Raw genomic sequence first — 13471 nt, 5'->3', positions numbered from 1 at the left:
TTCCCCCGACACATGCACAAGGACCCCAGCATGTCTCCCCGAATCCTGGTGATCGGCGCCTACGGCAACTTCGGCCGTATCATCTGCCGCCACCTGAACCAGATGCCCGCCGTGCAACTGGTGATCGCCGGCCGCAATGCCGACAGCCTCTCGCAACTGGCTGCACAGTTGAACGGCAGCGAAAGCTGGTGCGGCGATGCGATGGCCCCCGGCTTTGCCGATGCCCTGCGCGCGCTGCGCATCGACTGGGTGATCCACACCGGCGGCCCGTTCCAGGGCCAGCCCTACCGCGTGGCCGAGGCCTGCATCGAAGCCGGCGCGCACTACTGCGACCTGTCCGACTGCCGGCTGTTCGTCAATGGCATCGCCCAACTGAACGATCGTGCCCGCCAAGCCCAGGTCACCCTGCTCAGTGGCTGCAGTTCGGTGCCGAGCCTGTCGTCCGCGATTCTCGACGAGCAGCGCCATCACTTCAGCCGTATCGACCGCATCGAGCACGGCATTTCTTCCTCGGCGAAGATGCCCGGCCTGTCTACCATCGAAGGCGTGCTGGCCTATGCCGGCAGGCCGATCCGCCAGTGGCGCGACGGCCGCCCGTGCAACGTGGACGGCTGGCTCGGCCTGCAGCTGCGCCATCTGCCCGGGCTCGGCTGGCGCCTGTTGAACGACGTCGACGTGCCGGACATGGACATCTTCGCCACACGCTACGGCGCCCGTGACCTGGCGTTCAAGGCCGGCTCCGGGCTGATGCTCGGCGGCCTGGCCAATGCCGCGCTGGCGTTGCTGGTCAAGTACGGCCTGGTGCACGACCCGCTGCCCTGGGCGCGACGCCTGCATCGGCTGGGCAGCCGTTTCGAACGCTGGGGCGATGGCAAGAGCGCGATGTACCTCGACGTTCGCGGCCTGGACCTGCAAGGCCAGCCACTGCGCCTGCAGGCCCAGGTCAGCGCCAGCGACGACAAGGGCCCGGAGATCCCCAGCTGCGCGGCAGTGGCGCTGATGGCCAGGGTCGTCGAAGGCTACCAGCCTGAACCGGGCGCCCGCCCCTGCGTCGGCGAGATCAGCGTCGAACGGTACCTGGCGGCCATCGGTGAGCCGGACAAGGTGCGCTACAGCGTCAGTTTCCAGCACGGACGAGGCTGAGATGAGCTACCTGCTGCTCAAGTACCTGCACATCATCGCCGCAGTGTTTCTCTTCGGCTTCGGCATGGGCTCGTACCTGTACCTGATCGCCGCCAACCGCAGCGGCGACCCGCGGGTGATCGCCGCGGTGGCGCGGATGGTGGTGCGCTTCGACGCCTGGATTACCACCCCGGCGGGCGTGCTGCAGCTGCTGACCGGCTACGCCATGGTCAGCATGACCGGCATGCCCTGGTCCGCCGACTGGCTGCGCGCCGCGCTGCTGATCTTCTTTGCGGTCGGCGCCTTGTGGCTGCCAGTGCTGCTGTTGCAGGCGCGCATGCAGCGCCTCGCCGCCCAGGCAGCCGGCAACGGCACGGCGCTGGGCGAGGACTACCAGCAGATGTACCGTCCGTGGCTGTGGATGGGGGTGGCGGGGTTCACCGGGATGTTCCTGATCGTGCTGGTGATGGTCACCAAGCAGGCGCCATGGCAGTGGCTTTGATACACAAAAAAATTTTCTACCTCCAAGCAAAAATCTAGTAGAAGTTTTTCCCGAAATCCCCGCAAGTTGGCAAAATTGGAAAACATTCATATCACCATTTCCCTAGCATGAGTCCATGGATGCCGACAGGCGGCGTCCACCCACGGACCCGCCCACGATCATGCCCCGCACCCCGCTCTACTTCGATTACGCCGCCACCACACCGGTCGATGACCAGGTCATCGCCGCCATGCTCACCTGCCTGGGCCGTGAGGCGAACTTCGGCAACCCCGCCTCAAGCGGCCATTTCCACGGCCAGGCGGCCCGCGAAGCCGTCGAGCATGCCCGCCAGCAGGTGGCCGAGCAGGTTGGCGCGCAGCCCGACGAGCTGGTCTGGACCTCCGGCGCAACCGAATCCAACAACCTCGCGCTCAAGGGCATCGCCCAGGGCTGCGCGCAGCCGGGGCATGTGATCACCAGCCAGATCGAGCACAAGGCCATCCTCGACACCGCCGCCGAGCTGGAGCGCCTGGGCTGGGCAGTGACCCGCCTGGCCCCGGATGCTCGAGGGTTGATCCAGCCCGAAGCGGTCCAGGCCGCGCTGCGTCCGGACACACGCCTGGTGTCGCTGATGGCGGTGAACAACGAACTGGGCACGGTGACCGACTTTGCCGCCATCGGTGCAACCGTCCGCGAGCACGGTGCGCTTCTGCACGTGGACGCGGCGCAGGCAGTGGGCAAGGTTCGGATCGACCTGGCGCAGCACGCGGTCGACCTGATGTCGTTCTCGGCGCACAAGGTCTACGGCCCCAAGGGCATCGGTGCCCTCTACGTCGGCCCTCGCGCCCGCCCGGCGATGCGTGCGCAGATGCACGGCGGCGGCCATGAGCGCGGCTTGCGCTCTGGCACCCTGGCCACCCACCAGATCGTCGGCATGGGCAGTGCCTTCGCCCTGGCCGGCCAGCCCGGCGCGGCGGAGTACCAGCGCCTGGAGCAACTCGCCCGGCGCTTGCGCGACGGCCTGCTGGCAATGCCCGGGGTCACGCTCAACGGCTGCGCGGAGCATCGCATTCCCCATACCCTCAACCTGTGCATAGATGCCAAGGGTTTCAACAGCCTGGCCCTGGCGGGCGAGCTGGCGCTGTCGAGCACTTCGGCGTGCAACTCGGCGAGCAATGCGGCGTCCCACGTGCTGCTGGCCCTCGGCCTCGACGAGCGCCAGGCGCGCAACAGCGTGCGCCTGAGCGTCGGGCGCTACACCCGCGAAGAGGACGTGGACACGGCGCTGGCGGTGTTTGGCCGGGTGATTGGCGCGGCGGCAGTGGCCCTCTGGTAGGGCGCGCCGCAGGCCGGATTGGCGCCGCTAGCGCGCCGCTGCCGCTTGCTCCGCAATAATCCACAGGCATCCCTCTGACCAATTGCGGATCAGGCACCCGCCCCTGGCGGACGCACATTCGTTCTTGTCCCTCAGGTTCTCCACGTTGGCCCATAGGTCACCGCCTTCTTCTGCCCATTGAAGTGATACCCCGCCGAAGTCGAAACGGCTCGATGTCGGCAGGCCCAGGCGCCCTCAGCGTCCGGCGTTGAGGCGGTGGCATCCAGCGTGATGGCGCCGTCTGTACCATACGCCTTGACGACAACGGAACAGCACAGTGCAAGAAGGGTCGACTGATACGGACAGGCACGTGCCACGGACCGCTCCCGGGCGATGGCCAAGGCCCGCCTGGAAACGCCCGAGGTGACTGAGTAGTGTTTCTAGCCGATAGTGCGAATTATTACCAATGAACCGCACTTTCTTGCCAACCAGCGGTCTATCCCCTCTTTTGCCGCCTGCAATGGTTTACCCAGGCTTGGTTTTTCACACCGCACAGGGCCGGGCCAAATGCCTTGCGCTTGTGTAGGATGGGCAGCGCAGATCCAGACGCTGCCAGTTACAGGGAGATCCACATGCGCGTCCCATCCGTTGCCTGCCTCGGCCTGACGCTGGGCCTGCTTGCCGCGACCGGCACCCCGGCGTATGCCGGCGAAGAGGCGCAACTGATCGATACGATCAACGTCTACCGCAGCCAGGCCCAGCGCTGTGGCGGCGAGGCCTCGCTGGAGCTGCCGCCGCTCAACAGCGACACGCGCCTGGCCCTTTCGCCGGAGGGCACCCGCGACCTGCAGCAAGCCATGACCCGCGCGGCATACCCGATGGTCAACGTGCAGGCCATCAGTCTATCGGGCCCACGGGATGCCAAGGCGGCGATGAAAGCCATCGAGGAGAGCTTCTGCCAGGTGGTACTCGACCCGCAGTTCGTCGATATCGGGGTCAGCCAGGAGGGCCGCGACTGGCGCATCGTCCTGGCCCGCCCGCTGCTCAGCGGGCGCCTGGGCGACTGGCAGGCCGAAGGGCAGAAGCTGTTGCAGGAGATCAACGCCGCACGCAACCTGCCGCGCCAGTGCGGCGGCCAGCCCTACCCCGCCGCCCCCGCGCTTGCCTGGAACGCAACCCTGGCCGGCGTGGCCGCCAACCACACCCGGGCCATGGCCAACCAGAACTTCTTCGACCATATCGACCGCGACGGCCGCACCCCGGGCGACCGCGCGGAACTGGCCGGCTACCTGTACCGGCAGATCGGCGAGAACATCGCCGCTGGGCGCGATACCGCGCGCAAGGTGGTCGACGGCTGGCTGGCCAGCCCCGGGCACTGCGCCACGCTGATGAACGCGGACTTCAGCGAACTGGGGGCGGCATATGCGGTGGACCCGAAGAGCGACGCTGGGATCTACTGGACGGGATTGTTCGGTACGCCACAGTAAACCCACATCCCGAAGCCCACTCCCACACCACTGTGATCTGCGGGTCAGACCGTGGGAGCGGGCTTGCCCCGCGATGAGTCCAGTTCGGACTTGCGCAACACCAGTGCCGTACAACCGAAGCGCCGCCGCACCCACTTGCCCAGGTAACTGGCATCGCCCACGCCCACTTCATCGGCGATCTGCGCCAGGCTGTGGCTGGAGTTGAGCAACCGCCAGCGCGCCTGCTGCAGGCGCAGCTCCTGCCACCAGGCCTTGGCGCTCATGCCATGGCAGGCCTGGAACTGGCGGTCGAGCTGGCGCCGGCTGATCCCCAGCTCCGCCGCCAGCGCCTCCACCGGCAGCCGCGCCGCCAGGTGATGGCGCATCAGCGCCGTGGCCCGTTGCACCTGGCGCCCCTCCCCGGCGCCGGCCTCCAGCGAGCGCAAGGCATGGCGACTGTCGCGGCTTTCATCCACCAGCATGTCGGCCAGGCCCTTGAGCGCCCGGGCACGGCCGCTGGCGCGGGCGATCAGCTCCACCGCCAGGTCGATGGCCGCCGTGCCGCCAGCGCAGGTGATACGGCTGCCGTCGAAGCAATACAACTGCCCGGTCAGCAGTCGCACACGGGGAAACGCCACGCGAAACTCCGCCTCATGACGCCAGTGCACCACCACCTGATGACCGTCCAACAGGCCACAGGCCGCCAGCAGGAAGGCCGCATTGTCGACGCAGACCAGCTTCACCCCCGCCTTGGCCGCCTGTTTCAGCAAGGCCCGGTAGCGCGGCGCCAAGGCTGCCGTGGCGCTGGCATTGCGCCCGCCGAACAGCACCAGATGGTCGTAGGCGCTCCAATCGACCTGCGCAGGCGTCGCCTCCACCTGCACCATGGCCCCGCTACTGCAAGGCACAGGCGCCAGGTCCAGGCCGATCACGGTCCAGCGGCAGTAGCGCTGGCGGCTGTAGTCCTCGTCGTCAGCGGAAAAGCGCAGCTTGTCGAGGAAGGCGCCGAAGGGCAGCAAGGCGAATTCCGGCAGCGGCAGGATCAGCAGGCGCAGGTCGGGTGTCATGGCAATGTCCGAATATGACCATCAGTTGTCCGAATACTACCCTGGATTCGCGCAACCCTGTCCTACACTGGCGCCCTCACTACCGACAAGGCACACCCATGGCACTCGACACCTGGCTCATCTACCTGCTCGCCAGCATCGGCCTGTCACTGACCCCAGGCCCCAACAGCCTGCTGGCCCTGACCCATGGCGCGCTGTACGGCGCCCGGCGCACGCTGTTCACCATCTGCGGCGGGGTGTTCGGTTTCAGCGCCCTGATCGCCCTGACCATGTTCGGCCTGAGCGCCCTGCTGCAGGCCTCGGCCTCGGTGCTGACGGTGCTCAAGTGGGTGGGCGGGGCCTATCTGGTCTGGCTGGGGATCCAGCTGTGGCGCACCCCGGCCCTGCACCTCGAGTTGCCCCGCGGCAGTACCGCGCTGGGCAATGCCGGGCTGTTCCGCCAGGGCTGCCTGTCGGCGCTGGCCAACCCCAAGGTGCTGTTGTTCTATGGCGCGTTCCTGCCGCAGTTCATCGACCCGCAGCGCGGCCTGCTGCTGCAGTTCGTGGTGATGGCGGCGACCTTCGCCAGTGTCGAGTGCCTGGTGGAGTACCTGCTGGCGCGCCTTGCATTTCGCATCCGGCCATGGCTTGCCAAGGGTGGCCGGGGGTTCAACCGCGCTTGTGGCGGCCTGTTTGCGCTGATCGGCGTGGCCCTGCCGCTGGGACGATAAACAAAACGATCAGGAACACCACCAGCGCCACCGCTGGCAATCCCGCCCCCAACAGCGCCACCCCCTGCCAGCCGAACTGCGCATACACCCCGCTGGCCAGCGCCGAGCCCACGGCGCCGCCGAGGAAGATGCTGGTCATGTACAGGGCATTCAAGCGACCACGGCTGGCCGGATCCAGCGCGTACACCTCGCGCTGGCCGATGACCAGGTTCATCTGCACGGCAAAATCCAGCAGCACCCCGGTCAGCCCCAGGCCGATCACGCTCATGCCCGCGCTACTCAGGCCGCCGAGCATTGCCAGCGGCGCCAGGCTCATCGCCAGCAACGAAGCGCGCCGTCCATGTCCGGCATCGGCCAGCCGCCCGGCCAACGGCGCCGCCACCGCGCCCACCGCCCCGACCAGGGCGAACAGCGCGATCTGGCTCTGCGACAGGTCATGTTCAGCGGCCAGCGCCAGCGGCACCGCCGTCCAGTACAGGCTGAACGCCGCGAACATCAGCGCCTGGTACAACGCCCGCTGGCGCAACACCGGATAACGGCGCAACAGCACCAGCAAAGAGGCCATCAACCCGGCATAGCTGGCCTTGTGCTCGGGGACTCGGCGCGGCAGGGTCGACGCCAGCAGCAGGATGATCGCCAGCATCAACCCGGCGGCACCGACGAACACCGCACGCCAGCCGAAATGATCCGCCACCAGGCTTGCCAGTGGACGCGCCAGGAGGATCCCCAGCAGCAAGCCACCCATGATGTTGCCGACCACCCTGCCACGCTCGCGCTCCGGCGCCAGGTGCGCCGCCAGCGGTATCAGCATCTGCACCGCGACCGAACTGAAGCCGATCAGCAGTGCGTACAGCAGGAACGCCTCGCCCTGCCCATGGCCGCTGGTGCCGGCCAGCAACAGGCTGCCGGCGGCCAGCACCGCCGTGGCGACCATCAGCCGGCGGTTCTCCAGCAGGTCGGCCAGCGGCACCAGGAACAACAGGCCCAGGGCGTAGCCGATCTGGGTCAGGGACACGATCAGGCCGGCCCGCTCGGTGGACAGGCCAACGTCCGGGGCGATCAGGCCGACGATGGGTTGGGCGTAGTAGATGTTGGCGACGATGGCGCCGCAGCAGAAGGCCAGCAACGTCACCAGCGCCCGGCTCAGGCCTGGGACCGCAGGCTGGGCAACGGCGAGGGAGGGATTCATTCGAGGGTACCTCGGCTTGCGAAAGGATGTGCGCGAAGGGTGACGGACATTCGCCCCGGCGAGAATCCATCGCCCGCGCAACAGGCCTTTGCGCGGCACGCAACGCCTCAGTCCGCCAGCAGCCCCTCACAGAAGGCAACGAACGCCATCACCCGTCGCGAACCACGGTGATTGGGCAAGTACAAGGCGTTGATGCTGGCGCTGGCATTGCCCGGACTCACCGTCCAGTCGGCGAACAGCCGTTGCAGGCGTCCGGCCTCGACATCCTCACGCACCAGCCAGTCGGCCAGCAGCGCCACCCCGCTGCCAGCGATCGCGGCCTCGCGCAGCAGGTCGGCATTGGCGCTGCGCAGCGGGCCGCTGGTGTCCAGTTCCAGGCATTGCTCGCCCTGGGTCAGGCGCCAGGGCCGCGCCGACTGGCCGTAACGAAAACGCAGGCAGGCGTGATCGGCCAGTTGTCGCGGTTCACCGAGCGACGGGTGCTGGCGCAGGTACGCGGGGCTTGCCACCAGCCAACGCTCGAAGCGGCCCAGCGGCCGGCACACCAGTTCATCGCCGGGCGCCGGTTCGCCCAGGCGAATGGTCAGGTCGTAGCGCCCGTCGAGCAGGTCGTCGAAGCGGTCGCTGAGGTCGATGTCCAGCTCCAGGGCCGGGTGACGGGCGAGAAACGTGCCCAGGTGCGGAGCAATCACCCGCCGGCCGAACTCCACCGGCAGACACAGGCGCAGCACCCCCACCGGCTCCTCGCCACGGTCGGCGACGCTGGCGTCGGCTTCGGCCAACGCCTCGAGGATCTCGCGGGCGCGCTGGTAGTAGCTGGCGCCGGCCTCGGTCAGGCTGACCTGACGGGTGGAGCGGTTGAGCAGGCTGGCCCCGAGCGCCTGTTCGAGGGCATCGACCTGGCGGGTCACCGAAGACGTCGCCACCCCCAGTCGGCGCGCGGCGGCGGAAAAGCCCCCGGTCTCGGCGGTGGCCATGAACACCTTGATCGCCAGCAGCTTGTCCATCGTGGTTTTCCGTGGGGCAAAAGCCGAAACCTTCCTACAATTGCCCCTCTGCAATCAACCTCTCGCGAGCCGTCCCATGCCAGACAACCTGTTTACCGCCCTGCCGCCGCTGGCCCCCGAGGCCGATGAGCAGTTCACCGAGCTGCTGCGCCGCCCGGGCCTGCGCATCGAACGCATCGTCTCCAGCGGCCAGGCCAGCCCTGAGGGGTTCTGGTACGACCAGGCCGAAGGCGAATGGGTGCTGGTGCTCAGCGGCAGCGCCGGGCTGCGCCTGGAGCACGAGGCGCACACCCGCGTGCTGCGCGCAGGCGACCACCTGGACATCCCGCCCCGCTGCCGCCACCGCGTGGAGTGGACCGAGCCCGGCGTGGCCACGGTGTGGCTGGCGGTGTTCTATCAGGGCTGAACCAGCGCCGCGGTGAGCGGCCTGGCCTGCAGGCGATAGAAACGCCACGGCAGCAGCACCGCCGACACGGCCAGGCCACAGGCGAAGCCCACCCATACACCCACCGCCCCCAGCGCGGAATGGAAGGCCAGCCAGTAGCTCATCGGCAGCGCCAGCAACCAGTAGCTGACCAAGGTCACCCCCACCGGCCAGCGGTAGTCCTGCAGACCACGCAAGGCGCCCAGCGCGGTGGATTGCAGGCCGTCGGCCACCTGCATCGCCGCGACCACCACGAACATCGGCACGGCGATGGCGATTACCTGCGGGTCATCGCTCATGGCTTCGGCGATGCGCCGCCCGAACAGCGCCAGCAGCACGGTTGCCACCAGCATCCAGGCGGTGACGCTGGCGAAGGTGGCGCTGCCGATGGCGCGGATGCGCGCCGTCTCGCCGCGGCCCTGGGCCTGGCTGATGCGAATGCTCACCGCCGCGGCCATGCCCAGCGGCAGCATGTACAGCAGCGCGCCGATCGACTGCACCACCTGGTTGGCGGCCAGTGCGGCATTGCCCAGCCAGCCGAGCATCCACGCCGCGATCACCACCGCGCCGGCCTCGGCCAGATAGCCCAGCCCCAGTGGCCAGCCCTCGCCAAGCAGCGTGCGCCAGGACAAGTGCGGCCCGTGCGGCGCCTGGCGGTAACGTGCCAATGACGGCGCCAGGTGCCAATAGGCAAAGGCCAGCAGCACTGCCAGCGACTCGGCGATCACCCCGGCGATGCCCGCACCCAGCAACCCCAGCGCCGGCAAGCCGAAATGCCCATGGATCAGGCCATAGCTCAGCGGCAGGTTGAACAGCACCGCGCTCATCACCAGCAGTACGGCCACCCACGGCCGGCCGATGGCCTCCAGCACGTCCTTGAACACCACCGCCAGGCAGTACGGAATCAGGAACACCGCCATGGCCTGCCAGTACGGCGTCAGCAGGGCCACGTCCGGCAGTGGCACGCCCAGCCATTGCACCAGCGGCAACGTGACCAGCATGGCCAGGCAACCGAGGATGCCGACCAGCAACCCATAGCCGAGGCCGCCACGCAGCGTGCGCGCCACTTCGCCCGGATCATCGGCGCCGAAGGCGTGGCCGACGCGCACGCTGAGGGTGGCGAGCATGCCGTACAGCCCGGCATGGAAAATCAGCCCGGCACTGCTGGTCAGCGCGACACAGGCCAGCACCAGCGTGCCCAGCGAAGCCAGCAGCACGGTGTCGGTCAGGCTGATCAGCTCGGCCGCCGACAGGCCCAGCACCAGCGGCAGCGCCAGGCGCAGCAGGCCTGGCAGCTCGCCCAGCCAGGCAGTGGGTTTACGCGAAACGAGGGCAGACACGGTGACAATCTCCAATTGACATACGCCGCGTATGCTAATGCCATTTATTGACATACGCAACGTATGCTAATTTGCGCGCATCGCCTCTTGTCATCGGAGCCTCAATGCCCACCCCTCGCCGCAGCCGCGCCGCCATGAGCGCGGACACCACCGAACGGCTGATCGCCGTTGCCCGCCGCCAGTTCGCCGAAAAAGGCTTTGCCGCCGTGGTGATGGACGAACTGTGCGCTGAAGCCGACCTCACCCGAGGCGCCCTGCACCACCACTTCGGCGGCAAGGCCGGGCTGTTCACCGCGGTGGTGCAGCACCTGCTCGACGAGATCAACCAGGCCATCGATGCCCGCTACGCCACCCACGCCGATCCGTGGGAGGGCTATATCGACACCTGCCTGTACTACTACGACCTGCTGCATGAACCAGCGCTGCGGCGCATCCTGTTGCAGGATGCGCCCGGCGTGCTCGGCCCGCGCCTGCGCGAGATGGAAGAGGCCAGCTACATCGGCCCCATGGCCCAGGGCCTGGTCGAGCTGCAGCAGGCCGGCAGGTTGCGCGCCTTCGATGCCGTGGCCATGGCCCACCTGCTCAACGGCGCCATGGGCGACAGCGGTATCTGGGTGATCGCCCAGGACGATCCGCAGGCGGCCGCCGAGCGCGTGAAAGGGGCGTTGCGCTGCCTGATGGAAGGGTTGCAGGCCTGAGTTCATTTTGGCGCGTGGCTGCGAGGGAGCGGCTGATGAATCGGCTGCTCGAGCTGCGACAATCGGTCCCGATTTAAAATGTACTAACTTGTTAATTAGCTTGCTAAGGGATTAAACTGCCGGTATTCCACCTGCGAGATCCCTGGCATGAAAGACTCACCCCGCGCCACTGGCGCCTCAACCTTCATCCTGGTCGGCCTGGGCGTTGTCATCGCCCTGCTCGGCCTGCTCCTGGCCGCCGGCGGCGTCAAGCTGGCCGGCCTGGGCGGTTCCTGGTACTTCCTGACCGGCGGCCTGGCCATGGCCCTCGCCGGCCTGCTCATCGCCCGAGGCAAGCCCGCCGGCGCCTGGCTGTACGCCCTGTTCCTCGCCGGCACCGCGATCTGGGCCGTGGCCGACAGCGGCCTGGTGTTCTGGCCGCTGTTCTCGCGCCTGTTCATGTTCGCCGCCATCGGCCTGGTGGTCGCGCTGGTTTACCCGCAACTGGTGCGCCGCCAGGCGCGTGGCGCCTATGGCATCGCCGGCGTGCTGGCCGTGGCCCTGGCCATCGCCGCCGGCAACATGTTCGTTGCCCACCCCAGTGTCGCCCCCACCGGCAACGGCCCGGGCCTGACCCCGGTCGAGCCTGGCCAGCAGCAGAAGGACTGGGCCCACTACGGCAACACCGAAGGCGGCAGCCGTTTCGCTGCCCTGGACCAGATCAACCGTGGCAACGTCGACAAGCTCAAGGTCGCCTGGACCTACCACACCGGCGATGTCGCCCAGAGCGACGGCAATGGCGCCGAAGACCAGCTCACCCCGCTGCAGGTCGGCGACAAGGTGTTCATCTGCACCCCGCACAACAACCTGATCGCGCTGGACGCCGACACCGGCAAGCAGCTGTGGAAGAACGCCATCAACGCCCAGTCCAAGGTCTGGCAGCGCTGCCGTGGCATGGCTTACTTCGACGCCACCGCGCCGATCTCCCAACCGAGCCAGCCGAACAGTTCACCGATCACCCTGGCCAGCGTGCCGGCCGGCGCCAACTGCCAGCGCCGCCTGCTGACCAACACCATCGATGGCCGCCTGATCGCCGTCGACGCCGACACCGGCGCGTTCTGCCAGGGCTTCGGCGACAACGGCCAGGTCGACCTCAAGGCCGGCCTGGGCGATGTGCCGGATTCCTACTACCAGCTGTCCTCGGCACCGCTGATGGCCGGTACCACCGTGGTGGTCGGCGGGCGCGTGGCCGACAACGTGCAAACCGACATGCCCGGCGGCGTCATCCGTGGCTTCGACGTGATCAGCGGGGCCCAGCGCTGGGCCTTCGACCCTGGTAACCCGGAAGATCGCGCCGCCCCCCAGGGCGATGGCACCTACGTGCGCAGCACTCCCAACAGCTGGGCGCCGATGTCGTACGATCCGGCGATGAACACCGTGTTCCTGCCGATGGGCTCCTCGTCCACCGATATCTACGGCGTGGAGCGCAACAAGCTCGACCACACCTACGGCGCCTCGGTGCTGGCCCTGGACGCCACCACCGGCAACCAGAAGTGGGTCTACCAGACCGTGCACAACGACCTCTGGGACTTCGACCTGCCGATGCAGCCGAGCCTGATCGACTTCACCAAGGATGACGGCAGCAGCGTGCCGGCCGTGGTGATCGGTACCAAGGCCGGGCAGATCTACGTGCTCGACCGCGCCACCGGCAAGCCACTCACACAAGTCGATGAAGTGCCGGTCAAGCCAAGCAACATCCCCAATGAGCCGTACTCGCCAACCCAGCCGAAGTCGGTGGGCATGCCACAGATCGGCGCGCAGACCCTGACCGAGTCGGACATGTGGGGCGCCACGCCCTATGACCAGTTGCTGTGCCGCATCGACTTCAAGAAGATGCGCTACGACGGCCTCTACACCGCGCCCGGCACCGACCTGTCGCTGAGCTTCCCGGGCTCGCTGGGCGGGATGAACTGGGGCAGCATTTCCACCGACCCGGTACATGGTTTCATCTTCGTCAACGACATGCGCCTGGGCCTGTGGATCCAGATGATCCCGTCGCAGAACAAGGGTGATGCCGCCGCCGGTGGCGAAGCGCTGAACACCGGCATGGGCGCGGTGCCGCTCAAGGGCACCCCGTATGCGGTGAACAAGAACCGCTTCCTGTCGGTGGCCGGAATCCCGTGCCAGGCGCCGCCGTTCGGCACCCTGACCGCCATCGACATGAAGACCCGCCAGGTGGCCTGGCAGGTGCCGGTCGGCACCGTCGAGGACACCGGCCCCCTGGGCATCCGCATGCACCTGCCGATCAAGATCGGCCTGCCAACCCTCGGCGGCACCCTGTCCACCCAGGGCGGCCTGGTGTTCATCGCCGGCACTCAGGACTTCTACCTGCGCGCCTACGACAGCAGCAACGGCAGCGAGATCTGGAAAGCCCGTTTGCCGGTCGGCAGCCAGGGCGGCCCGATGACCTATGTGTCGCCCAGGACCGGCAAGCAGTACGTGGTGATCACCGCCGGCGGTGCGCGCCAGTCGACCGACCGCGGTGACTATGTGATGGCGTACGCACTGCCATAAATCGCGTCGCCTGTATCGCCGGCAAGCCGGCTCCCACAGGGTCCGCGCACTCACTGTGGGAGCCGGCTTGCCGGCGATGAGGCCCTTTCAGACCACCCG

12 protein-coding genes are annotated in these 13471 nt (G+C 67.8%); 8 read left to right on the top strand and 4 right to left on the bottom strand.

Annotation, left to right across the window (positions count from 1 at the left end):
- Positions 1 to 30: 30 nt before the first annotated feature.
- From LU688_RS12640 to LU688_RS12625, 4 genes are all read left to right on the top strand, one after another.
- Positions 31 to 1143: a saccharopine dehydrogenase family protein gene (locus LU688_RS12640; protein ID WP_104443986.1), complete on the top strand. Its 1113-nt coding sequence runs from the start codon at positions 31 to 33 to the stop codon at positions 1141 to 1143.
- Position 1144: 1 nt separating this feature from the next.
- Entirely contained in the window at positions 1145 to 1624 is a 480-nt protein-coding gene (locus LU688_RS12635; RefSeq protein ID WP_038705968.1) for a DUF2269 family protein, read from the top strand.
- A 160-nt stretch (positions 1625 to 1784) separates the two neighbouring features.
- Positions 1785 to 2939, top strand: a complete 1155-nt coding sequence (locus tag LU688_RS12630) for a cysteine desulfurase family protein (protein ID WP_038705967.1) — start codon at positions 1785 to 1787, stop codon at positions 2937 to 2939.
- A gap of 611 nt (positions 2940 to 3550) precedes the next feature.
- The gene (locus LU688_RS12625) at positions 3551 to 4405 is read left to right on the top strand and encodes a CAP domain-containing protein (protein WP_038705966.1); all 855 of its coding nucleotides are present in this window, start codon (positions 3551 to 3553) and stop codon (positions 4403 to 4405) included.
- Between the two features lie 44 nt (positions 4406 to 4449).
- On the opposite strand, the gene LU688_RS12620 is transcribed toward LU688_RS12625, so the two are convergent.
- A complete protein-coding gene (locus LU688_RS12620; RefSeq protein ID WP_232888015.1) occupies positions 4450 to 5451 on the bottom strand; it encodes a GlxA family transcriptional regulator in 1002 nt (333 codons plus the stop codon).
- A 98-nt stretch (positions 5452 to 5549) separates the two neighbouring features.
- Between LU688_RS12620 and LU688_RS12615 the strand changes: the two genes are divergently transcribed.
- A complete protein-coding gene (locus LU688_RS12615) occupies positions 5550 to 6161 on the top strand; it encodes a LysE family translocator (RefSeq protein WP_038705965.1) in 612 nt (203 codons plus the stop codon).
- Here the strand turns inward: LU688_RS12615 and LU688_RS12610 are convergent.
- Both LU688_RS12610 and LU688_RS12605 read right to left on the bottom strand, forming a co-directional pair.
- Positions 6100 to 7350 (bottom strand): MFS transporter, encoded by a 1251-nt coding sequence (locus LU688_RS12610; RefSeq protein WP_160291340.1) that lies wholly within the window; start codon positions 7348 to 7350, stop codon positions 6100 to 6102. The genes LU688_RS12615 and LU688_RS12610 overlap by 62 nt on opposite strands.
- A gap of 107 nt (positions 7351 to 7457) precedes the next feature.
- Positions 7458 to 8357: a LysR family transcriptional regulator gene (locus LU688_RS12605; RefSeq protein WP_094011176.1), complete on the bottom strand. Its 900-nt coding sequence runs from the start codon at positions 8355 to 8357 to the stop codon at positions 7458 to 7460.
- Positions 8358 to 8433: 76 nt separating this feature from the next.
- On the opposite strand from LU688_RS12605, the gene LU688_RS12600 reads away from it, so the two are divergent.
- The gene (locus LU688_RS12600) at positions 8434 to 8763 is read left to right on the top strand and encodes a cupin domain-containing protein (protein ID WP_038705962.1); all 330 of its coding nucleotides are present in this window, start codon (positions 8434 to 8436) and stop codon (positions 8761 to 8763) included.
- On the opposite strand, the gene LU688_RS12595 is transcribed toward LU688_RS12600, so the two are convergent.
- The gene (locus LU688_RS12595) at positions 8754 to 10121 is read right to left on the bottom strand and encodes an MATE family efflux transporter (RefSeq protein ID WP_160291339.1); all 1368 of its coding nucleotides are present in this window, start codon (positions 10119 to 10121) and stop codon (positions 8754 to 8756) included. The two genes, LU688_RS12600 and LU688_RS12595, sit on opposite strands and share 10 nt — an antisense overlap.
- A gap of 104 nt (positions 10122 to 10225) precedes the next feature.
- Between LU688_RS12595 and LU688_RS12590 the strand changes: the two genes are divergently transcribed.
- The gene (locus LU688_RS12590) at positions 10226 to 10819 is read left to right on the top strand and encodes a TetR/AcrR family transcriptional regulator (protein WP_046855878.1); all 594 of its coding nucleotides are present in this window, start codon (positions 10226 to 10228) and stop codon (positions 10817 to 10819) included.
- 147 nt (positions 10820 to 10966) lie between these two features.
- Positions 10967 to 13372 carry a glucose/quinate/shikimate family membrane-bound PQQ-dependent dehydrogenase gene (locus LU688_RS12585; protein WP_160291338.1) on the top strand — a complete coding sequence of 802 codons (2406 nt, stop codon included), beginning with the start codon at positions 10967 to 10969 and terminating at the stop codon, positions 13370 to 13372.
- Positions 13373 to 13471 lie beyond the last annotated feature (99 nt).

This window comes from Pseudomonas soli, assembly GCF_021283165.2.
GTDB classification, from domain to species: Bacteria; Pseudomonadota; Gammaproteobacteria; order Pseudomonadales; family Pseudomonadaceae; genus Aquipseudomonas; species Aquipseudomonas soli.
This window is presented reverse-complemented; position numbering and strand designations above follow the sequence as displayed.